Source organism: Leptospiraceae bacterium, assembly GCA_024233835.1.
Classification (GTDB): domain Bacteria; phylum Spirochaetota; class Leptospiria; order Leptospirales; family Leptospiraceae; genus JACKPC01.
In genome coordinates this window covers 55,800-80,000 of sequence record JACKPC010000002.1, presented here as the reverse complement: position 1 = coordinate 80,000, position 24,201 = coordinate 55,800, and the positions used below count along the sequence as shown (strand labels likewise).

Annotated in this window: 15 protein-coding genes (1 of these 15 cut by a window edge); 13 read left to right on the top strand and 2 right to left on the bottom strand. The window is 34.2% G+C overall.

Features of this window, described 5'->3' with window-relative positions; translation table 11 throughout:
- The 10 genes from H7A25_09630 to H7A25_09585 all read left to right on the top strand — a co-directional run.
- Positions 1 to 2,035: the 3' portion of a SpoIIE family protein phosphatase gene (locus H7A25_09630; GenBank protein MCP5500151.1), read on the top strand. The gene continues 1,136 nt to the left of window position 1, outside the view; the window shows 2,035 of its 3,171 coding nt (coding positions 1,137-3,171); its start codon lies off the left edge, out of view; the stop codon is at positions 2,033 to 2,035.
- A 228-nt stretch (positions 2,036 to 2,263) separates the two neighbouring features.
- The gene (locus tag H7A25_09625; protein MCP5500150.1) at positions 2,264 to 3,199 is read left to right on the top strand and encodes a UDP-3-O-acyl-N-acetylglucosamine deacetylase; all 936 of its coding nucleotides are present in this window, start codon (positions 2,264 to 2,266) and stop codon (positions 3,197 to 3,199) included.
- 145 nt (positions 3,200 to 3,344) lie between these two features.
- A complete protein-coding gene (gene ptsP / locus H7A25_09620; protein MCP5500149.1) occupies positions 3,345 to 5,090 on the top strand; it encodes a phosphoenolpyruvate--protein phosphotransferase in 1,746 nt (581 codons plus the stop codon).
- A gap of 55 nt (positions 5,091 to 5,145) precedes the next feature.
- Positions 5,146 to 6,027, top strand: coding sequence for an NAD(P)-dependent oxidoreductase (locus H7A25_09615; GenBank protein MCP5500148.1), 882 nt, complete (start codon positions 5,146 to 5,148; stop codon positions 6,025 to 6,027).
- Positions 6,024 to 6,611: a Holliday junction branch migration protein RuvA gene (locus H7A25_09610; protein MCP5500147.1), complete on the top strand. Its 588-nt coding sequence runs from the start codon at positions 6,024 to 6,026 to the stop codon at positions 6,609 to 6,611. Before H7A25_09615 ends, H7A25_09610 begins: the two co-directional genes overlap by 4 nt.
- A gap of 24 nt (positions 6,612 to 6,635) precedes the next feature.
- Positions 6,636 to 8,762, top strand: coding sequence for an EAL domain-containing protein (locus H7A25_09605; GenBank protein ID MCP5500146.1), 2,127 nt, complete (start codon positions 6,636 to 6,638; stop codon positions 8,760 to 8,762).
- A gap of 94 nt (positions 8,763 to 8,856) precedes the next feature.
- Positions 8,857 to 14,211, top strand: a complete 5,355-nt coding sequence (locus H7A25_09600; protein ID MCP5500145.1) for an AAA family ATPase — start codon at positions 8,857 to 8,859, stop codon at positions 14,209 to 14,211.
- 54 nt (positions 14,212 to 14,265) lie between these two features.
- Positions 14,266 to 14,814, top strand: coding sequence for a hypothetical protein (locus H7A25_09595; GenBank protein MCP5500144.1), 549 nt, complete (start codon positions 14,266 to 14,268; stop codon positions 14,812 to 14,814).
- A 3-nt stretch (positions 14,815 to 14,817) separates the two neighbouring features.
- Positions 14,818 to 15,201, top strand: a complete 384-nt coding sequence (locus tag H7A25_09590; protein ID MCP5500143.1) for a DUF1987 domain-containing protein — start codon at positions 14,818 to 14,820, stop codon at positions 15,199 to 15,201.
- A 15-nt stretch (positions 15,202 to 15,216) separates the two neighbouring features.
- A complete protein-coding gene (locus tag H7A25_09585) occupies positions 15,217 to 16,677 on the top strand; it encodes a GAF domain-containing protein (protein ID MCP5500142.1) in 1,461 nt (486 codons plus the stop codon).
- Between the two features lie 31 nt (positions 16,678 to 16,708).
- On the opposite strand, the gene H7A25_09580 is transcribed toward H7A25_09585, so the two are convergent.
- Positions 16,709 to 17,617, bottom strand: a complete 909-nt coding sequence (locus H7A25_09580) for a LysM peptidoglycan-binding domain-containing M23 family metallopeptidase (protein MCP5500141.1) — start codon at positions 17,615 to 17,617, stop codon at positions 16,709 to 16,711.
- 95 nt (positions 17,618 to 17,712) lie between these two features.
- On the opposite strand from H7A25_09580, the gene H7A25_09575 reads away from it, so the two are divergent.
- Both H7A25_09575 and H7A25_09570 read left to right on the top strand, forming a co-directional pair.
- Positions 17,713 to 18,621: a CPBP family intramembrane metalloprotease gene (locus tag H7A25_09575; GenBank protein MCP5500140.1), complete on the top strand. Its 909-nt coding sequence runs from the start codon at positions 17,713 to 17,715 to the stop codon at positions 18,619 to 18,621.
- Positions 18,618 to 19,406 (top strand): hypothetical protein, encoded by a 789-nt coding sequence (locus H7A25_09570; protein MCP5500139.1) that lies wholly within the window; start codon positions 18,618 to 18,620, stop codon positions 19,404 to 19,406. The genes H7A25_09575 and H7A25_09570 overlap by 4 nt, the downstream gene beginning before the upstream one ends.
- Positions 19,407 to 19,411: 5 nt before the next feature.
- Here H7A25_09570 and H7A25_09565 read toward each other — a convergent pair whose 3' ends face one another.
- Entirely contained in the window at positions 19,412 to 21,217 is a 1,806-nt protein-coding gene (locus tag H7A25_09565) for a motility associated factor glycosyltransferase family protein (GenBank protein ID MCP5500138.1), read from the bottom strand.
- Between the two features lie 62 nt (positions 21,218 to 21,279).
- Here H7A25_09565 and H7A25_09560 point away from each other — a divergent pair, with 62 nt between their 5' ends.
- On the top strand, positions 21,280 to 24,015 hold the full coding sequence (locus tag H7A25_09560; GenBank protein MCP5500137.1) for an AAA family ATPase: 2,736 nt from the start codon (positions 21,280 to 21,282) through the stop codon (positions 24,013 to 24,015).
- Positions 24,016 to 24,201: the final 186 nt, after the last annotated feature.

Below are 24,201 nucleotides of genomic sequence, written 5' to 3'. Positions count from 1 at the left end.
TTTAGATGGATTTGAGTTAAAAAAAGAACTAAAATCTTTTATTGAAAAGGTAAATATTACCACCTTTGTTCATACGAATAAAATTAGTAAAATTCCGGAAGATAATTTTTGTGATAATTTCCAAAACTATTTAAGAAAGAATGATAAGGAAAAGCATTTTTCATCCAAGATTTTTACTCACCTGAAGGATTGTAAATGGGATGGAAAAACAATAGATGGTTATACCCTTAAAAAAGAAGTTTTACGCTATTTCAGACACTTTAAATCGGCCTTAAGCCGACACTATCGAAAAAATCTGGCAGATAGCAAGCACTATGTTGCATATATCAAATATTATCCCGAGACAAAATCAGTAAAAGAAGTTGGATTCTCTTATATTGCCTATAGGGAATACATTCACCCTTCTTCGAAAATGCAAAAAGTTATTCTTTTTTCTGCTCTATTTATTATCCTATTTTTAGTTCCCCTTTTCTTTCATGGGAGCCTGGTGAAACCATTGAATAACCTGCTAAATGGAGTTGAAAAGGTAAATAAAGGGGATTTGAGCATTAAGGTTCCTATAAAAGTACATGATGAAATTGGTTTTCTCGCCGGTTCTTTTAATTCTATGGTTAGTTCTATTTTACACGCCAGAGTTCAACTGGAAGATTACGCAGAGAATCTGGAAGAAAAAGTAAAGGACAGAACCAAAGAAGTTCAGGAAAAAATGGAGGAAGTTCAAAAGCTAAAAACCCAGCAGGATGGAGATTATTTTTTAACTTCTTTGTTAGCAAAACCCTTGTATTTTAATGCTAATAAGTCCAGGGATGTAGTTACCCTTTTTTATATAGAACAGAAGAAGAAGTTTGAATTTAGAAATAGAAAGTCCGAGTTAGGTGGGGACATTTGTGTTACCGGGAATTTGCGCTTTGGTTCACCGGATAATTTTGAACAGTATACAATGGCTGTAAATGCGGATGCTATGGGAAAATCCATGCAGGGAGCCGGTGGTTCTCTGGTTATGGGTGTGGTTGTTAACTCGATTATGGCTCGTTCTGCCTCCAATCGAAAGATTCTGGAGATGAGTCCGGAAGAATGGTTAACAAAGACATATACAGAAATCAATTCTGTGTTTAAATCCTTTAGTGGGACTATGGCTATTTCTGCTACCATGGCTTTAATAAATGATAAAACAGGATGGATGTATTATTTTAATGCGGAACACCCATTTACCATTCTGTATCGAGATGGTATGGCAGCTTTTATTGAAGAAGAGCTGATGTTGCGAAAACTGGGCCTTGATTCCGAGTTTCCTTTCAAAGTTCAAAGTTTTAAATTGGAAAAGGGAGATGTAATTATCCTCGGTTCAGACGGGCGTGACGATCTTGATCTCGGAGAACAGAATGGGATTCGAAATATAAATACAGACGAAAAGCTTATTTTAGATGTGGTAGAAAAAGGAAAAGCTGACCTGGAAGAAATGGTAAAAGTATTAAAAACCAAGGGAAATTTAACCGATGATCTTTCTCTTCTTCGGATAGGGTTTCAAGAAAATGCAATCGAACAGGAAACCGAAAAACAGGAGAAGAGTATTTTACTCAGAAATGTTTATAATGAGACTCGTATGCTATATAAAGAAGGAAATATAGATAGAGCTCTGGATGTATTATCTCGGGTCTATACCTCAGAGGAAGGGAGTCAGAAACTGAGTAAAATCTACGGACTTTTAAGTTTTAAAGGGAAAGATTTTGAAACCGCTATCAAGGTTTTAAATGATTATATAAAGAAAGATCCAGATACCGAAGAGATGTGGTACTATCTATCTTTATCTTATAAGAAAATGGGATATTATCTGGAATCTTTGAAAGCCGGAGAGAAAGCCTATAACTTAAAACCTGATTCCGTTCGAAATCTTGTTAATTTATCTGACTTGTACCGTTTGAATGGAAAAATTGAAGATGCTTTTGAATACTCAAATAAGGTACTTGAACTGGATGAAAACAACGAAAAAGCAAAAAAATTATTAAAATTAATAAAGCGATCACGGGATAATTAAAAACTGTAGAAAGTTGCTGCATTACGATTTCATTTCCACTGTTGCAATCCTGCTACACTGTTGTAAAAATGATACAGCCTATATTTCCTATACACAGGGATTTAAAAAAGCAAATTTTCTTCTAAGTGGCCTTTCGAGCGTTTATACTGCAGTGTTTCGGATTTTTAAATGTACAGCAATAAAAAGGTACGCCCTTTGCAAGACTAAGAGAGAAAAGAGGTACATCAAATGACTGAAAAAACATACAGGAAAACTATCTCAGAAGAAATCCTACTGGAGGGGATTGGTCTACACTCTGGAAAAAAGGTAAGTTTGAGGTTAATTCCTGCTGAGTCTGGCACCGGTTTAATATTTTATACTATGGGAACAAGGTCCAGATCCAGAATTCCAGTTGCTCTTGATTATGTCGTAGATACTGCGAATGCGGTAACCCTCGGTGATGGTCAAACCATCATACAGACTGTTGAACACCTACTGGCTGCCCTGCACACTCTTGGAATAACCGACTTGATTATGGAAATTGATTCAATTGAAATTCCTATTATGGATGGATCATCAATTCCTTTTATTGAGGCTTTAAAAACTATTAAATTAATTGAATTTACTGAGGAACTTGAACCTATAAAAGTTCATAATCCCATCTGGGTAGTTGATGGGGACAAGTATATTATTATACTTCCTGATAATGAATTAAAAGTAACCTATAATATTGATTTTAAGCACCCATTACTAAAGGGACAGAGCTATACAACTAAAATTAACCGAGATATTCTGATAAATCAAATTTTACCTGCAAGAACTTTCGGATTTCTGAAGGACGTTGAGGCTTTACAATCCAGGGGTCTTGCTCTGGGTGGTTCATTGGACAATGCAATTGTTCTGACAGAAGACAGTTATTTAAATGAGAGTTTGCGGTTTGATAATGAATGTGTTCGTCACAAAATTCTTGATTTAGTGGGGGACTTATCTATCACAGGAAGACCGATAATCGGTCATATAATTGCTTCGAAAGCCGGACATGCTCTGGATGTTTCTATGGGTAAGTTACTTATGAGCCGTATAACCGGCAATGAAATCACCAAGTATAGAAGTCGCAGAGTTTATGATGACAAAAAAAAACTTCAAACCTTCACATCCTATAAAGAAAATGCTTATATAGCTTGATCATAATAAATCTCTAAGATTTTTCCAAAGTAAAACAGGCGAATCGTTAATAGCTTGCCTGTTTTCTTGTTTAAAAAATAAAAATTCGCTTTACGTAAAAATCCTAAAACGGCTTATTTCCTATATTACCTTATAAAAAGATGAAATGAAGAATTCTCGTAGAGTTTATAAAGGACTTGCAGCCTCGCCCGGAAAGTCATATGGAAAAGCATTGAAAATTACTTCCGGTAATCACCTGATTCTTCATTCTCATATTACAGAAAAAGAAATTCCCATTGAGTTACAGAAATTTGATTTTGCTGTAAAGAAAGCAAAGAAGAGCCTCGACTATGCTATAAATAAATTCAGTAAATTCTTAGATAAAGATATTTTAGAAATTATTACAGCCCAGGCTATGATGCTACAGGATCCTACATTGATAAATGGTGTTAATGAAAGGATTAAGAAAAATAATGAAAACGCTCCTCTGGCTCTTTATCATGTGATTCAGTCAATCTGTGATAAAATGTCAGAAATTGAAAATCAGTATCTGCGGGATCGGGTTCAGGACATTCGAGAAATTGGAAAAATTATTGAGGATAAGTTAATCAGTAAAAAAGACGATTCTATGGCTCTGTCTTCCTTGAAAGATGAAGTGATTGTAGTTGCAACGGAATTGAGCCCTATACAACTCATCCATATTAATAAAGAAAAGGTAATCGGTCTAATAACCGAAAAAGGAGGAACTACAGGACATCTCGCTATATTGGCCAGAAGTTATCAGATTCCTGCTATTGTCGGTGTTAATCGTCTTTTAGAAGATCTTGAGGATGAAGAAGAGATTTTTCTTGATGCGGAAAAAGGGGAAGTTATACGGAAGCCCTCTAAAGAGAAAATTCAATCCCTGATTAATTATCAGACCATTAAGAAAGATAGTCTTACGGATGATAGGGAAACTCTCACTTCCTGCGGTCAGCGAATATTGTTAAAAATAAATGTTGATAATGAAGTAGAAGACTGTGCTACCGGTTTAAATCTAAATGCCGATGGGGTTGGTTTATACAGAAGTGAATCTATGCTATTTCGCTTCATAGGGCATACTCCGGGAGAAGAAGAGCAGTTTCAAATTTATAGAAAATTAGCAGAGGGAATGAAAAAGAAACCGGTAATTATTCGAACTTTTGATCCGGGGGCTGATAAATTAGGAATGGGAGAAAGGGAGGAAAATCCATTTTTAGGAAATCGCGGAATTCGTTATTGTCTGAGAAATGAAAAGTGGTTTAAGAAGCAGCTTCGAGCTATCCTCAGGGCTGCTGCTTATGGAGATGTCTCCATTATGCTTCCTATGGTTTCCCATCCATCTGAGGTCAAAGTTACAAAAAAAATAATTGAGGATTGTAAAAATGAATTAAGATCCAGGGGCCTCGTCTATAAACCTGTGAGAGTCGGTATAATGTTAGAAACTCCGGCAGCAGCTTTTTCTGTAGATATTTTTTTAAAAGATGCAGATTTTTTTTCTGTTGGAACCAATGATCTTTTACAGTATACAGTAGCTGTAGACAGGAATAATCCGAATTTAGGTGATATTTATAATAATTTACATATAGCTTTTTTGAGAATTCTGAAAAGAATCCTTGATGTTGCCAATGGATTTAAAATACCGATAGGAATTTGTGGAGAGATCGCTTCTAATTCTGCTTTCATTCCTTTGTTATTGGGCCTTGGTTTTCGGGAATTTTCGGTCTCTCCTCCTTTTTTAAAATCTGTAAGAAATGCCATTCGAAATATTAGTTTAGAGGAATCTAAAAAAATTGCGGAAAAGGTGGTATTTCTTTCAGAAAAAGAGCAGTATCGACAGATAAATCGCCTGCTTACCTCCTATCTTTCAAATTCTACCTTTCATAAAAACTAAGATGTAAATAATTTTCTCCTTGTAATTATTTCGCCTGCCTTCCATGATTCTGCTTATGAGTAAACTGCGTTTGGCTCTGATAGGTGTTGGTATTATGGGGTACGGAATATCTTTAAACCTCAAAAATTTAGGATATGAATTGCGCCTTTATACTCGCAATTCTGGAAAAATTACAGACCTGGCCGATGCCAATACTGTAATCTGTAATACTATAGCAGAAGCCTGTACCGATGCTGATGTTACTCTTATTTGCCTTACGACAGATGATGTTGTGAGAAAAGCTTTTTTTCTGGAAGGTATCCTGGAAAAAACTGGTTCCTGCATTATCGATTTTGGAACTACATCCCCGGAATTAACCCGGGAAATGAATCTTGCTGCTCAGAAATTAGATAAGCTTTTTATTGATAGTCCTATGACGGGTAGTAAAAATGCAGCCAGGGATGGTAAATTATTATTGATGTTGGGTGCTTCAGAAAGCTCAATTGAGCCATATCGAAGTATTTTTGAAGCTATTGCCAAAAAAGTTGTTTATTGTGGAGAAACAGGCTCCGGTCAAAAAACGAAGATAGCTCTTAATTTGCTTCAGGCGGAAATGTTGCAGGCTTATATTGAAGGTTTAATTTTAGCTGAGAAAAACGGGATAGATAAGCAAATTTTTTATGAGGTAATAATGAATTCGGCGGCAGCTTCCGGAATGGCAGAATTCAAATTAAATCATATTTTTAAAGGAGATTACTCTCCACATTTTTCTTTAGAAAATATGAATAAGGATTTGAACCACGCTTTAAATTTAGCTTCTAAGTTAAACATTCATTTATCACAAGCCCGTTCTTTGAAAAATGTATATGATACAGGAATGAATTTATGTCCCTCTGAGGATTTTTGTAGTACCTATCGGGTAAATCGATTTTTTAATGGGGAAGGGGAAACATTTTGATTCGTAAACTCCATGGCCTGGTAGAGAGTATCGATGTTGGTAGTATATTAGTAAATGTAAATGGAGTTGTATATGAAGTTTATATTCCCTACCGAACATATGAAAAATTGAAAGATGAAAAAAAAGTTTCTTTACACATTTTTCATTCTATTACGGAGAGAGGGCAAAAACTATACGGGTTCGTTGAGGATAGAGAACGAGCACTTTTTCAATTCATGAAATCCTTAAATGGAATAGGGGAAACTACTGCATTAAGAGTCATGTCCTATCTTGGAATAGATGATTTACTCAGGGTGATTAAAGAGGAAAATAGGGCTTTACTTGAAAAGATTCCTAAGATTAAAGGGAAAACCTCTGAAAAAATAATGTTTGAATTAAAGCAGAACATAAAAAAGTTTCAGGATTTCTTTTCTTATGAAAATGAAAATCCGGATGAAGAACCCGGTCATGAGCTTACAGTACTTGCTCTAATGAAATTAGGTTTCGACGAAAAAACAGCCAGGAGTGAAATAAATAAAATTTTAAAAAATAAAGCGATAGATGATCCGGCAGAAATAATTAAAGAAGTTTTGAAAGTTACTTGAGGATAGAGATTTTAAATATTGCAAATGAACTCGAGTATTATCAAAAGCATTCAAAATAATACCCTGTATAGAGGATCCTGGCTTTTAAGCATTGAAGGCCATTTAAAAGAAATTGATCTAATTTATCAAGAATTTTCCGGCTATATAATTGAAGAACTTTTAGATGGACAATTAAAGTATATTTTTTCTGATTCTACATTTTTTCAATTTAAAGATTATATTCAAAAAAGAGAAAATACAGATTTTTATACCCGTCATATTTTAAAGAATAAATCTGAAGTACGGCTTCTATCCTATATTTCTTTCTTTCCTTCAAGTGGTTTATGTACTATCAATTTCTATAATGAAGATAAAATTGATATTGATAAAAAAGAAACTACCTATTCTTCCGAACGAAAGAGTATTATACCTGATTTTACAGAAAAAGAAAATTTGTATTCCTGTGAGGAAAGGTTACTGAAAGAAAAGAAATTTTATCAGGAATTACTAGAAAATATAACAAGTGGAATTGTAGTTTTTAATAAACAGTTTGAATATGATTACATAAACCCTGGAGAGATTCGTGATAAATTTTTAAGACAAGAATTAATAGGTAAATCTAATTTAGAATATTGTAAAAAAATTGAAATTGATACAAGTATAGCATTACAAAGAGAGGTATATTTAAAAGAAGCACTTTTAAATAAAGAGAACTTAGAGTTTGAAGAAGAAATATTGTTCCCCGGTAAAAATGAATCACAATATTTTATTCGTAAAATTAGTCCGATTCTCAATGAAAGTAATGATGTTATTAAACTCCTGATGTATGGTACTGAAATTACCTATAGGAAGAAAGCTGAAAAAGAAATTGAATATATAGCCAATCATGATTCTTTAACAGGCTTAGCAAACAGAAGAAATTTATACTTCTTTATGAGTCAGAGGTATAAAGAATATAAAAATTTGCATTCGAAAAATGTTATGATGCTAATTGATCTGGATCGCTTTAAAACAATCAATGATTCTTTAGGACATATAACGGGTGATTTATTAATTCAGTCTGTAGCAAAACGTTTATTGGCAATTTTTAGTAATTTTCCTGGAACAAAAGTATTTCGTTTAGGAGGAGATGAGTTTATAATTGTTCTTTTTGAACTTAAAAAGGAACACATAGAGCTTGATTATGCTAATAAGATAATTGAAGTATTTCGAAAGCCTTTTTTATTAAATGAACATGAACTTTTTATCGGAACAAGTATAGGGATTAATTACTTTGATAATGCGGATTTAAAAAATCTGGATGAAATTATAAAAAATGCTGATATTGCTATGTATAATGCTAAAGCTTCCGGTAGGAATACTTATAAGATTTATACAAATACTATGGAAAATATAAATGCAACATTATTAAAGTATGAAACTGAAATTTATCGAGCTTACCAAAACAAAGAATTTGTTATCTATTACCAGCCGAGAATAAGTGCCTTTGATAAGGTTACTATTATCGGTGCAGAAGCGCTTTTGCGCTGGAAGAAGAATGATAATTTGATTATTTACCCTTCTGAATTTATCGATGTTGCTGAAAATGCAGGTATACTTTTAACAATAGGGAACGATTTAATTTTTCAAGTCATGAAAGAATTCCAAGCACTGATCGATGAATGTGGCAAAGAAGATTTAATATTGGCTATAAATATTAGTAGAAAACAATTTTATCAGGAAGGATTTCCCGAGCTTATATTTGAAGCTTTAGAGGAAAGTAAGTTTAAGAGTAGTAATCTGATAATTGAAATTAAAGAGAACACGATTATGGATATTCCGGAAGAATCTAGTTTAATATTAAATAGAGTTTGTGGAATGGGGATCCGTATTGCTATTGATGATTATGGTTCCGGGTATTCATCGCTCAGTCAGATAAAAAATTATCCAATACATATCATTAATATTGGAAGAAGTTTTATTAAAGAAGTAATGGAAAATTATCAGGATGCTGCGATTACCACTTCCATAATTACTATGGCAAAAAGTCTTGGGATGAATGTGCATGTAGAAGGAATTGAGAATGAAGAACAGGTTGACTTCATACAATACCTTAAAGCCGACTCTTTACAGGGGTTTTATTATCAGCCGGCGATTGAAATTAAGAAGTTTGCAGAAATGATTAAAGACTGATTTGAAAAATTTTAATTGTATTTTATAAGGCAAGAAGATATTGTAAATATCTGAAAAATTCATTGAACTATATATTCAAGGAACATCAAAATTTATGTTGGAACTAAACAATTTCAAAATTCTTGAAAAATTAGAACTGGGAACCTCGGTGGAAATTTATAGAGGAGAGAGTGAGAAAGATAAGACTCGAGTCATTATAAAAAATGCTCCGATTAAAGACGATTATAATCCGATTATTTCCAACTTAAAGAATGAATATAACATATTAAAAATTATAAGTTCAGAAAAAATCCTGAATGCAGAAGATTTTATCGAACATGAACATGGTTATGCACTGGTTTTGGAAGATATACAGGGAGTTTCCTTAAAACAGTTTTTAAATGGGAAACCAATGGAGATTGGACATTTTCTTGAGGTGGCAATTCGTTTAACTGACATACTGGAAGAAATACATAAGAAGAAAATAATACATAAGGATATAAAAACCAGTAATATTATTTATAATCAAGAGAGGGATGAGGTAAGGATAATTGATTTTGGAATATCCACAAGATTGAATCGGGAAGATGCTAATCTTACTGCACCTAATGTTTTAGAAGGCAGCATACACTACATATCTCCTGAACAAACAGGACGAATGAATCGTAGTATTGATTATAGATCTGATTTTTATTCTTTAGGTGTTACTTTTTATGAAATGCTAACCGGTGAAGTTCCTTATGAAAGTGATGATCTTTTAGAGATGATACATTTTCACCTGGCTACAATTCCGGTACCTCCCAGTAAACAAAATTCAAAAATACCGGAAGCAATTTCAGATATTATAATGAAGTTAATGGAAAAAACAGCCGAGAAGCGTTATCAAACAGCCCGCGGACTCAAGTATGATTTAGAAATATGTAAAGAGGAATATAGTAAGAATAAAGAAATAAAAAAATTTGATTTAGGCAAGAAAGATATAACAGATGAGTTTAAAATTCCACAGAAATTATATGGTAGAGTGAAAGAAGTGGAAGAACTTATAGAAAGATTTGAAAATGCTAAATTAGGGAAATATACTGAGCTTATGCTAATAGGAGGATACTCCGGTATTGGGAAGTCAGCCCTGGTGAATGAAGTTAATAAGCCAATTACTCGTGCTAAAGGATACTTTTCTTCAGGAAAGTTTGAGCAGTATAATAAGAATTTACCATTTAGTGCTATTATTCAATCTTTTAATAGATTAATACGGTTAATACTAACCGAGACTCCTGAACAAATTACTATATGGAAAAGAGAAATTTTAAAGGCAGTCGGAAATAATGGGCGAGTTATCACAGATGTGATTCCTGAACTTACTTATGTAATTGGAGAGCAACCAGAAGTAGCGGAATTAGGTCCTCAAGAGAATGCAAACCGATTTAACATGGTTCTCTTAAATTTTATAAAAGTTTTTGCAAATAAGGATCATCCCCTGGCAATTTTCTTGGATGATCTTCAATGGGCAGACGGAGCTTCACTAAACCTTATAAAGAAATTGCTTGAAGGTGATGGAGTAAAATACGTTTTTATAATATTAGCATATAGAAACAATGAAGTCGATCCCAATCATCCATTTTCCATGTTGATAGATGAAATAAAATCAAGTGGTTTTACACCGGGTGAGATTATGCTTCAACCTTTAGATGAAGTTAGTATAAGAAGTTTGCTAAAAGACTCTTTAAATAGAGATGATAGTTCACTTCAGACCATAACTGATGTAGTTATAAATAAAACGGGTGGAAATCCATATTTTGTTGTGGAACTTCTAAAGCGATTGGCAAGGGAAAGGATACTTGAATTTGATTATGAATCGTCTTTTTGGAAATGGGATACAGCTAAATTAAAAGATATTAAAATATCTGACAATGTTGTAGAACTATTATTAAATCGAATAAAAGAACTTGATCCGAATATTCAAAAGATATTACAATATGCCTCCTGCATAGGTGATGAGTTTGATCTTTATACACTTCGTTCTATATCAAAGTATGAATATAAAGAATTGGTTACTTATTTAATTGAATTGATAAAAGAAGAATTTATTTTATCTTTTAAGGATAGTTATAGATTATTAGAATTATTAGAGCGTCTTAAAGGAAAGCAGGAAAAAATCAATGAGGCCTGTGCCAGAAGTTTTTATAAGTTTCAACATGATAGAGTACAGCAAGCCAGCTATGAGACTCTCGATAAACAAAAGAGAGCCAAATTGCAGCTTGAAATAGGCCGCTTTTTGACTCATAATTTGGATGAAAAAACTCGTATCGAAAAAGTTTTTGACATACTCAATCATTATATAGAAGGTCGAGAGTTTATAGTTGAAGAAAAAGAAAAAGAACAGTTTATTTTCTTTAGTATCAAAGCTGCAAGTAAAGCTAAAGATGCGACTGCATATCATTCAGCATTAAATTATCTTCATTATGCTATGGAGTTTTTTAATGATTCCTATTGGGAAACGGATTATGAAAGAACTCTTGAATTACATAAGCTTTTGGCTGAGTTAGAATACTTGAATGGTCATTTTGAAGTTTCTGAAAAAATCATAAAAACAGTAATTCAAAAAATACAAAAACCATTAGATAAAGCAGATATTTATTCTTTAATGATACCACAATATCTTGTAACCTTTAAGTATCATGAAGCTATAGAAGCGGGTATTCAAGCCTTGCATTATATCGGGCTAAAGATCGAACTTGATAATATAAATAAACAAATAAATATCTTACGAGAAAAGTTTGAAAAGTATAACACAGAAGAAGATTTTGAAATACTATATAATATCCCTGATATGAAAGATGCAGAAAAAATTGTAGCAATAAAAATTTTAAATAATATATCTCCGGCTTCTTATCTTGCGGGAAAAAGTGATTTATATACCCTTATTGCTATGAAGAGAATTGAGTTATCCCATGAGGCCGGTAATCATCCTTTTTCATCTCTTGGATACGTAGAATATAGTTTAACCTTAGCTGCATCAGAAAAATATTTACAGGCATATAAATTCGGAAGCCTGGGTTTTCGTTTAAGTAAGAAATGGGATATGCATTCTTTCTTTCAAAAGACAAGTTCCTGCCAGGTTTATGCAAATTTTGTTTATCCCTGGGTTAAGCATATGGATGGCGCAAATCGAATCAATTTGGATGGATATGAAGCTGGGTTAAACTCCGGTAACTTTATTTATGCTTCGTATATACTATTAAATATTCCATTGAATCATTTTTATCAGGGTAAAAAATTAAAAGATATACAGTCTAAAATTTTAGATTATCTTCAATTTACAGAGAAAAACAAAGAAGACCTATCTACTAATTCTTTAATGGCAACGGGGCTTGCTGCACAATGTCTTATCGATTCTGAAAATGAAATTGAAAATGTAAAGTTTCATAATATAACAAATTCAGAATATAATGAAAGTCGATTAAAATCGAATGATTTCTGGAGTATCTGTTTAATTGAGACTTTAAAAGCGGAAGTTTTTTATATTTTGGGTATGTATGAACAAGCTGAGAAATCAATTTTAGCTGCTGAAGCTTATCTGGGTTATATGCCTGCTCTAACTTCTATTATTTCGACCCATGCCTTTTTTAAAGCTCTGATTCTTTTAAGGAAGATTAAAATTTTAAAAGGGAAAGAAAAAAAAGAAACCTGGAACATTATTAATGGAACCTTAAATAAATTGAAAATCTGGGCTGAAAATTGTAAAGAAAACTTTGAGCATAAGCGTTTAATTTTAGATGCTTGTATAAAAAGAGAAAAAGGAAAGCTATACGAATCTCATGCAGCCTTTGATGAGGCCATTCGTGAAGCTAATATTAATAAATATATACACCTTGAGGCCATGGCATACGAAGAGGCATCAGAGCTTTTAATAAGTAATAATCGCAGGCAGTTAGGAAATTATTATGTACTTGAAGCATTAAAGAAATATGATGAATGGGGAGCGCATAGGAAACTTAAAAAACTTGTCGCTGAATTTCCTATATATAGTTCCATGATTGAAAAGAAAACCGGAACTACTATGGGAACTGCATCATCAATGACGACTTTACAAACCGGTCAAACCTTAGATTTACAAACTGTAATCAAAAGTTCCAGTGCTATTTTAGGAGAAGTTAAATTAGAGAATTTAATAAGAAAAATAATGGAGTATGTCACAGAAAATGCCGGAGCACAAAGGGGCTTGTTAGTATTAAAGAAAGGAAAAGCTCTGAGTGTGGAAGGAGAATATGATACTGCAAATAAAGGTAATCTGAAAAGTTTTAATTCGATCCAACTATCAGATTATCAACATATTCCAAAATCCATAATATATTTTGTAGAAAGGACAAAAGAATCAATATTGATTTCTAATGTTGAGGACGATGAAAAATTTAGCAAAGATGAATATATTATTAGCAACAAATGTAAATCCATACTTTGTTATCCCATAATAAAACAGGGAGAACTGAAAGGAATTTTTTATCTGGAAAACAATTTGTCTGAAGGGGCTTTTACTCCGGACAGGATGAAAGTTGTAGACATACTGGGTTCTCAGGCGGCTATTTCTATCGATAATGCAAACCTATATGAAAACCTTGAACAAAAAGTTCAGGAGAGAACAGAACAATTAGCTCTGGCAAATGAAGAGTTAGAAGAAAAAAATAGACATATAACAGATAGTATAAATTACGCAAAAACAATTCAGAGTGCGATTCTACCATCCAAAACAGCCATTAAAAACGTAATAAGAGATTTTTTTGTTTTATTTAAACCGAAGGATATTGTTTCTGGGGATTTTTTCTGGTTTACTCAACACGATAATTATAAATTTTTTGCTGCTGTTGATTGTACAGGACACGGAGTTCCCGGTGCATTCATGTCTATGATAGGGACTGCATTCTTAAACCAGATTGTAAATGAAAAAAAGATCTATGATCCGGCTCAAATCCTTGAAAGTTTAAATGAAAATGTACGTCTCGCATTAAAACAGGATAGGGATGATGCTACCAGGGATGGAATGGATATGTGCCTGGTTCGAATAAGTGACATAGAAAAAACAATAGTATTTTCTGGAGCCAAGCGGCCTTTATATGTGAAAAAAGGAGATTCTGAAATTGAAACCATTAAGGGAGACAGAGACTCAATTGGTGGAAAGCAAAAAGGTGATGCAAAAACCTTTTCCAACTATGAAATAAAAATCCCGGATAATGAAAGACTGGTTTTATATTTAACTACAGATGGATTTGGTGATCAACCTGATTGTAATCGAAAAAAAGTAGGAAGTCGATTACTAGTAAGTCTTTTTGAGGAGTATTCCTCTCTTGATGGAATCGCGCAGAGGGACAAACTGGAACAGTTCTTAAATAAATACACGATTGCTGTGGATGAAGAGGGTAAAGAAATCAGGGAAGCCCAAAGGGATGATATTACAGTTTTAGGAATCATCTTATGATTAGCTATATTTTTATTTACATTATTTAAGCTTATAATACAAAGGATACAGAATATGCCTATTGCCGATCAATTATACCAACAGTACCAGGAAATCCAGAGTTATAGGTCTATCTTTTATTTTAAAGGCAGAATGTCTCAGGAAATTCTTGGGGAATTAGGTTCTATGATAAAATCATCATGGAGCAATGAGAGCAATATGAGGAGAATGTTTGCAGTTTTTATAGAGTTAGCTCAGAATATTCTTCATTATTCGGCTGAAAAAATACATGATGAAACCGGACGGGAAAATGGAGTAGGCATAATCATCCTGAATGAAGAAGAGGATGTATTTCGATTTCATTCGGGAAACCTGGTTCATACCCAAAAAGCGAATGAGCTTATTGAAAAGTGTAAGTTCATTAACTCCTTAGATAAAGATGAGCTTAGAAAATTATACAAAGAAAAGATCAAGGGAAGTCGACCGGAAGATAGCAAAGGTGCAGGTCTGGGCTTTATTGATATGGCAAGAAAGTCAGACAGACCTTTGGGTTTCAAACTTGATCCGATAGATGAGGAATATTCTTTTTTTACCCTTTCCGTATGTTTTGAAAAGGAAAAATAAATTATGGAAAAGATTCATATACAACAAACAAAAACATCCCCTGAAATAGTTTTGGATCCTGAAACCGGCACAGCTAGTATTAGCGGTGAATCTTATCCGGAAAATGCGATGGAATTCTATGAGCCTGTATTCAAATGGTTAAAGGAATTTACTCAAACAGGTAAAAACCTTGAATTTAAATTTAAATTAAATTATTTTAATACAAGTTCTTCAAAGTGTATTATGGATATTCTGGATGAGTTAGAAGAATATCATAATGATGGTGATGGTGAAGTCAAAGTCAAATGGCTTTATCAGGAAGATGACGATGATATGCAGGAAAGCGGAGAAGAATTTGCTGATGATCTGGAGCTTCCTTTCGAATTGGTTGCTTATTCGGAAGATTAATACGGACTTCTTTTCATGAATGAAAAGAAACCAATACCTTCGGTATTTGAGGAAGAGTATAGTAATTTAAAACGATTCAAAGATAATATCGAAAATGGAAATTTATCTTTTGAAGACTTGCAGCGAGAGTATGTCGGTATGGGAAAAGCCTATGAATCTCTGCTCCGGCTCTCCAATAAACTGCTCAAAATAGGTGATTCTACTCAAAGACACCTTGTCAGAACCAAAGAAGAACTTAAAACGACTAATGACGAACTGGAAGCTGCCTTTAAAAATTTAAAGGCTCTCAGTCAAATAGGTCAATCCATAACTTCTACTCTTGAAACCAGGGAAATTATTTTTTCTGTTTATAATTACATCAAAACTATTATGTCAGTAGACATTCTGGCTATCGGTATGTTTGAGCCCGACAAAAATATAGTGAAGTACAGGATCTGCATTAAGGATAATGAGTTTCTTCCTTCTCTGGTAAAGGACTCCCTGGATGAGGATAATCTTTCTGCAATGTGTTTCCATAAAGAAGGAGAAGTAATCATAAGAAATGTTGATGCCGAATATCCTCAATATGTTGATGGTTTAATCTCTCAATGGGGTGAAAAAACTGTTTCTCAGGCTTATTTTCCATTAAAAGTTGAAAAACGATTTATTGGAGTACTTGCTTTACTCACTTATCAAAAGTGCAGAATTAGAGAAACTGATCTGGATATACTTCATTCTATGAGTTCTTATATAGGTATTGCTATAGATAATGCAAACGCCTATAGGGATATTAAAAGGAAGAATGCCCAGCTCAAGACTAACCTTGAAAAAATTAACGAATTGAATGAGAACCTGGGAAAAGAGCAGGAAAAATCTGAAAGACTCCTCTTAAACATATTACCGGAGAAGATTGCCAAAAGGTTGAAATCAGGTGAGGGGGTGATTGCAGATCATTTTTCAGATGCAATCGTTTTATTTGCTGATATTGCCGGGTTTACCGTTATGTCCTCCAAAATTGCTTCTCCGGATGAGTTAGTGAAAATATTGAACGAAATTTTTACTCGTTTTGATGGAATTGCCAATCACTATCAACTGGAAAAAATTAAAACAATAGGTGATTGCTATATGATGGCCGGAGGAATTCCGGAACCGGGTGCTGAGTGTGCCGCTCGAATGGCAAATGCAGCTCTTGAAATGATAGAGGAATTTGTATCTTTAAAACAGGAATTACAGTTAGATGTTAATTTGAGAGTAGGTATTCATGCCGGGTCTGTTGTAGCTGGAGTTATTGGAAAGAATAAATTCGTCTATGATCTCTGGGGAGATACTGTGAATACGGCTTCAAGAATGGAATCTCACGGAATGCCTGGTAGGGTTCATTGTTCCGAAGCTGCTTTTTTACGATTAAAGGACTCTTTTCATTTTGAAGATAGGGGAGTTATTGAAGTTAAGGGGAAGGGTCCCATGCATACCTATTTTCTGCTCGGAAAAAAATAGATATAGTAGTCGATTCGCCGGTAGATTACTACTAAAAATGTTTTTTAAAAACGGGTTTTTCTCTCTTTTTATTCCGCCGTACTTCAAAATGTAAGTGAGGACCTGTAGATTTGCCTGTCGAACCTACTTCTCCAATTTTTTGACCCCTCCTGATTTTTTCACCGGGTTTTACCAGGATTTTACTTAAATGACCGTATCTGGATTCATAACCGAGTTTATGCGATAAGATTATCAGTTTTCCGTATCCACCTTTTTTTTGGGCGAGTAAAACTTTTCCTTCGGCAGAGGCATAAACAGCGGTTCCTTTTTTGGCGGCCAGATCGATTCCTCCATGAAAAGTTTGTTTTTCAGAAAAGGGATCTTTTCTTTTACCGTAATTTGAGCTCAATCTACCTCCGATTAAAGGCTTTGAAAAGCCAAAACCATAAAAATAGGATTTCTCTAGCTTTGTAGGTGGAAGACCCGGGACAAACCAGCGGGAATTTGTAGGTTCATAAAGAATAAAATTTTCAGGAATTTTATATTTTCTGGAAAGAAGATCCTTATTTTTATTTCCTTTTTTTAAACCGGTATTTAAGTAGGAACCTCTCATATTGGGTATTAAAAGCTTCATTCCGGGGTAAATATCGTGGGGGGAACTGAGAGAATTAACCGAAGCAAGAGTATCTAAATTCATCCCGGTGCGGGCCATAATGTAAAAAAAATTATCTTTTTTTCCTACTATATACAAGTAAAATTGAAGAGGAATCAGCTCATCCCTTTCAGAAGGAAATTTCTTGCGAGAAATTTTTAGATTATGAAAGATTTCACTTCTTAATCTCTGTAAAATCGGATTCTTATAATCTAAATTACTTAGCTGAATAAGTTCTCCGGAAAAAAGATGACTATTTAAAATGGAGAAGGTTAAAAGTAGAAGAACTCGATGGAAAAGAAATTTCATAGATGCTTATCTTATATTCGGACATAAACTAGTATTAACCAGTCTCAAGAAAAAAATCGTGACTACAATAAGGGTTTGAAAAATCTGTATTGTACATGTTTGATAAATTGTTTTCTCGCAGGAATGCGACTCCTATTTATGTTATCTTTTCGATTCATATTTTATTAATACTTGTTTCTACTTCCTTCCTGGTAATCATACAGACACGTGTGATACAGCAGGCTGTTATGCATGATTATCTGAAAGTGGAAGAATTGGAGCCTCAGGTTCAGGATAAAAGCAGTTCTGAGATTTTCTCCATGATTCTTAAAAGGGCTACTGAAGTCGAAAAAGAATTAAATGCGAAAATCACGGAAAATAAACATTTTATTATTGAAGAGTATAATCGGATCGTTTTTCAAAAGAGACACTGGCTGCTATTTCTTAACAGTGCCGTCTGGTTTCTCTGTCATATTCCTCTGGCCTATTATATTATCTACAGAAGGTTAGGGATAAGGATTCGAGGAATTTCCGATGATTTTAAACCGGAAAAAATAATTCTGGGAATTTTTATGGGAATGCTGGTTTTTATTGCGGTCAGTTTATTCTCCTTATTCTTGCATCTTGTAGGACTTAAAGTACCAAGCATAGAATATCAGGCGATATTACTCAAAAGCATTTATGGAAATCGCTCTTTACTCCTCTGGTCTCTGTATTCAGTAGCTTTACTTACCGGAATCATAGAAGAACTTTATTTCCGAGGGTATTTACTGAGACACTATGCAGAAGAAAAGCAGCCGAGGCTTGGACTCTGGATAACTTCCATTATTTTTGGTTTCATGCACTATGCACCTGGCACTTCTCCGGTATCTATTCTAATTCTGGTATTTGTAGGGTTTATTTTTGGTTATGTTTATCTAAAATCCAGGAATATCTGGGCCTCAATTTCTGCCCATGTTACCTTCAATGCTATAGGTTTGATTGTTGCCTATTTCTTTGGAGATAAATTGGAGAAACTTTCATGAAGCTATTTTTTCTCTTAGTTTTTTTTCCATTATGGCTTTTTTCAGCTGAGGTTTTGGAATCACCTTTCAACTACGAAGATACAAACTATAAGGTTATGCAGCTTCTGCAAAAAGTAACGAATCAATCTTTTACAAAAGAAGAAAAAACGCAGGGCTTCGATTATAGATACAGTTGTAAGTGGTATTCTCCGTTTACCTTTGATGTATATATTGGTAGATATAAAAAGGATTCCACCAACTCAATTATACGGATAGAAGCAGATGAAACGGGAGAAGAGAAGGTTTTTAAAACAATTTTTAGAAAAGAAATCGTAGAGGGAGCAGGTTCGGAAGTTTCTGCTGAACCAAAGGAAGATACAGGCAATTTAACTGAAGCCAAGCTAAAAAAGCAAGAAGAGATTTATAAGGAACTACAGGGCAAGAGCCATATTTTTTCCCAGGGATTAAATATTATAAGCCCGGGCTTTAGTGTTATCTATAATGCGTATCGTTCTCCTTTTTATACAAGAAATGATCTCTACCGTAATGCCAGTCTGTATTTTATGGTAGATCTTTTACTCGTGGGTTTAGCTGCTGCTTATGTTAGTAATACTACCAAGTCCAAGTCTTTACAGGATGATCTTTTTTTAAAAAAGGGTCCAAAATATGGACTTCTGGAAGGAAAAGCTGCCGGATTTTTACTGGGTAGTCTCGGGCTGGCCCGTCTATACAGGAGTTTTGGTGCCTATGAAGATACAGCAGCACATAATCGAATGATGGAATTATCCTATACTTTTTCTTTCTAAATTAATTATATAAGCAAAGCTTTTTTCAGGTACCGTATTTCTTTTTTTAAGCTTGTAAGTAAAAGGGAAATTTTTCTTTCATTATTTAATTTGTTTTCCTGCCTTCGGGTATACACCAGGGTTTTTCTCAGAATTTGAGCTAAAAAGGGAATTTTCTCGGTTTCTTCATCCAGATTTTTTAAAAGTTCCGTATATTCTAATGTATCAGTTTCCCATTTTTTTATTTTTTGGGAAAGATTTTGGATGGAATCTAAACTTTCCTCTAAAAGCTTATCCTGTCTTTTGTCTTTGACTTCCTTAGGACTCACTTGCCAGGGCGGGAGGTTTCTCCAGGGATAGGAATGAGGGCTGAAATCTGAAAGCAGTTCTTTCGCTTTTTCTGTATGGATATTTTGAATATTCTGAAGAAAGGTTCCTTTTTCGTTGATGTTATAAATTGGAAAATCTACCTTTAAAGCAGAATCTTCAAACCATTGCCTGTAGATTTCTAGAACATAATCGGTTAAAACATTTCCTCCGGAGCAGGAAGGAACTTCTTTGAGCTTGCGTTTTTGGATAATGGCTTCGTTAATCCCTTCAAGGCTTTTTTTTCGATTTATCAGGGTGAGCCATTTTTCATTATGATGGGTTCCGGTAGAATGAATTTCTCTTCCACTATAGGCTAAATCCTGGCCGATTAAAAAAATGGGAGAAAAACCAAGGTTCTTCAAAAGGTCAAAGGCACTGGTAGCTACACTTCCTCCACTCTGTACATCTCCTATAGGGCCTAAAATAGTCTCAGCCAGAGAAGATCCGGCTGTAACTTCTCGAATAGGTCGGCCGCTTACATCGGTCTGGTATTTGGCAGTAATACTATGAATAATAGAAACTGTATTTATGTGTCTTAGTAATAGAGGAGAGGCTACCATATCAGCAAATACCGGTATTTCTTGAAGGTCAGTACCCATGAAGTGGAAAAAGGAATGGGTCTGGGCATCCAGAGTCATGACTCCATCCGGGATTATTTGATTTGAAAGAAGAACCTTTAAAGAAGTATCACAGGAAAAGAGAAAAACCTTATCCCGGATTTCCTTGATAAATTCACAATTTTCCCTTAGACTGGGTCCGGCAGATACTAACATAGCCGGTATTCCGGCAAATTTCTGATTCAGTTCTTCCAGTCGAAACCTTGGAGGGTTTTCAAAGAAATGCAGGGTATTGGATACAGTGTTTCGAATCCAGATTCTTTCAAACTCGAATTTTGTGAGTAAATCACTCATCCTCGAAGAAAAGATTTTTTGCACCTTCGTTTCTATATTTATATAAAAATCCGGAGCCAGATTAAGACTGGCTTGATTTCTAAAGAAGCGTATGCCGGAAAGCCTTTCAAGCGGAAGGGCTTCCAGGTAATTCCAGAGTAGATCTTCTGATTCTTCTCCGGTGAAAAGATGTCTTCCAGCAGGCTGTAAGAGTTCTTCTAATATTTCTGAACCCAGTGCCGGGAGAATTGAACTGGAAGCATCTATATAAAGTAAAATTTCCCCTTCTTTTCGCTGTTGATTTAGCTCAAAAGCAAGATGTGGATTTCCGAGTCCCAGAATTATACATAAATCGGTTTCTCGAATGGAAGTATTGCTTAAAAGACGGGTCGCCTGCGTCAGAGGAGAAATAGTACTTGCTAATTTTCGCTCTCCGTATGATACATAATATTCCTGAGAGTTCTTTGCCGAACACAGAGAATAGTCATTAGTAGTAATTTCTCTGGATAAATCCTGAAAAAATACAAGATAAGGTTTACGGGCAAGGAGTTCTGTTGAAAAGTTTAGAGACATAATTCTAAATTTATTGATAATGGTACAGAGTCTATAAAATTGGTCAACAGGATAAAAAGAAAATGTTTCTTAAAAAACTAAAAATTGTTGGATTTAAAACCTTTGCGGATGAAACGCATATTACTTTCGATCCCGGTTTTACTGCCGTGGTAGGACCCAATGGTTCCGGAAAATCAAATATCATGGATTCAATTAAATGGGTTTTGGGTGAAAGGAGTGCGAAAGGTCTTCGAGGGGAAAAAATGGAAGACGTGATATTCCACGGAACGGAAGGCCGAAAACCCGCAGGTTTTGCTGAAGCCTGCATTACTTTTAATAATTCCACCAGGCTTTTCAACCTGGACTTGAATGAAGTTTCCATTACCCGAAGAGTTTTTCCTGATATGACCAATGAGTATCTAATTAACAATTCAAAAGTGACACGTAAAGAAGTCGAGAAACTGCTAATGGATACAGGTGTGGGAAAATCCAGCTACTCGGTCATGGAGCAGGGGAAAGTAGAATCCCTTTTAAATGCCAAGCCGGAAGAAAGAAGGGCCATTTTTGATGAAGCTGCTGGAATTTCTCGTTTCAAGCATGAAAGACAGGAGACGATGAAGAAGCTGGAAATGACCAATAACAATTTGTTGAGAATCAGCGATGTTCTGCGTTCTATGCAAAAGGAGTTGGAAACAAAGGAAAAACAAGCAGAGAAAGCCAGAGCTTATTTTGATTTGAAAACAGCTCTTACCGAAGCAGATAAGAATCTCCGTTTTATAAAACTTTCCCGTTTGAGAGAAAAACTGGGTCAGGCGGAAATCGAATTAAATCGAACTCGTGAAAAAAACGAAGAGCTTATGCAGAAGCTTTCAGATGATGCTCTAAAAATCGAAGAATATGAAAGGTTGAAGTATGAAATCGAACAAAAAATTACTGAAATCGATAAAAAGCTTTTAGATTTTCTTTCTCAAAAAGAAATCCTGCGTGAAAAAATTGATAAGAATAAAAGCATAATGCAGGAATACGAAGTACGTATCGATGAACAGAGAAGTATGCTCGAATCCGATACCATTAAGAATGAAAATATTATGAAAGAACATACAGATCTGGAAGAATCTGTAAAGATTCTGGAAAGAGAAATTTCTCTTACACGAGATAGTATTGAAAATTTAACCGGACAAAAATTTGATATCGAGAAAGCCATAGAAAACGAGTTAAGTGCAATAGAGACTTACGAAGAAAGAATTCAGAAAAATGACTCCAATCATTTAAGTTATAGAGAAAACTTAAAGGAAATTGTTGTTTCACTTATTAACCAGATTGAAGAAAGTAAGAAGAAAGCAGAAGATTCTGAAAATGAGAGAAAAGAATTAAAGCAATACCTGATTACATTTTTAGAAGAAAAAGTTTCATTAGCAAAGCAAGACACAATAGAGTTAAGTCTCGAAGAAACAAAGCAGTATCTTTCTCATTTACACGAATTCTTAAAAATTGAAGACCTGTTTCGAAATATACTTTTTGACAAAGACGGAATGCTTGCCAGAAAAGAAAGTATTGATCAAAAAATAGAAGAGCTGATTGAAGAGAATGAAAGCTATTCAAGAATGATAAAGGAATCCTTTGCCAGAATTGAATCTTTTCGGGATACCCTCGAAATTAAAAAGACAGAAGTAACCGATCTGGAAAAGCGCATTCTCGAAATGCAAGGAAAGAAGACTGCGAACTCAGATACACTCGAAAAGATAAAAGATCAACTTGCAGAGGTCCATGTACGAATTATTTCCCTTAAAGAATCCATTCAGAATTTAAAAGATAAGAAGGAAGTGTTTGCACAGGAAGTAAGAAAATTAGAAGAACAGATAGAGGCTTCTTATGCCGAATTTATGGGAATGAGTAAAACCCTGGAAGCGGAAAAACAGGAATTAAAAACTACCTTTAGTAAGCTACAGGAAATGAAGGCTGCTTCCCATAAAGATCAGGAAGAATTTAAAAGTTTACTTCCGGTACTTTCAGAACATGAGCGACGCGTTACTTCGTTCAAGGTTCAATTAGATAGTTTTAATGAAGAACTTTATAATGATTATTCACTTTCTGAAGAAGAGTTGTTGGAAGAAAAAAAAGAGCTCTCCCTAAAAAAAGAAGATGAGGAACTCAAGGTTCGAAAAATTAAATCGGAAATGCAAATCCTCGGCTCTATAAATCCTCTCGCTATTGAGGAATACCAGAATGTCAAAGAAATTTATGACCATCATAAATCCCAGAAAGATGATATTGAGTCCTCAAAAAAAGATATAGAAGAGGTAATTCGTAATATTGATGAAGAATCAGAAAAAATGTTTCAAGAAACATTTGAAGTAATCCGGAAGAACTTTGTCGAAACTTTTGCGACTCTATTTAACGGAGGAAAAGCTGAGCTTATATTGACTGAATCTGAGGATATTCTAAATAGTGGAATTGAAATTATTGCAGAACCTCCCGGGAAACATTTTCAAAACCTGAAATTGTTATCAGGTGGAGAAAAATCTCTCACTGTTATCGCCCTGTTATTTGCCATTTACATGGTGAAGCCGTCCCCTTTCTGTTTCCTTGATGAAATTGATGCTGCTCTGGATGAAGTCAATAAAAATCGTTTTTGTCAACTGCTGGATAAGTTTAAAGACACAAGCCAATTCATTGTAATTACCCACGCTCCTCCCACTATTTCAAGAGCCAGTACAATTTTTGGAGTTACGAATGAAGAACCCGGTATTTCAAAAATAGTTTCCTTAAAAATGGAGGAAGCCAGAAATTTTGCTAAGAAAATTAAGAAAGCTGTTTAAGTGAAACAAGCAGGAGCGTTTTTTTTTAGGCGAGCCATCAGTGGCTTGCTTTCTAAAAAAAATGATAGCTTTTTTTACAGATAAAAATCATCTAAAAAAATAGAAAATAAAGGATTTATTTTTTTGGGAAATAAGTCTTATATAATATATCTTAGATTATATTTTTATCTTTTTTTATCCGGAAAA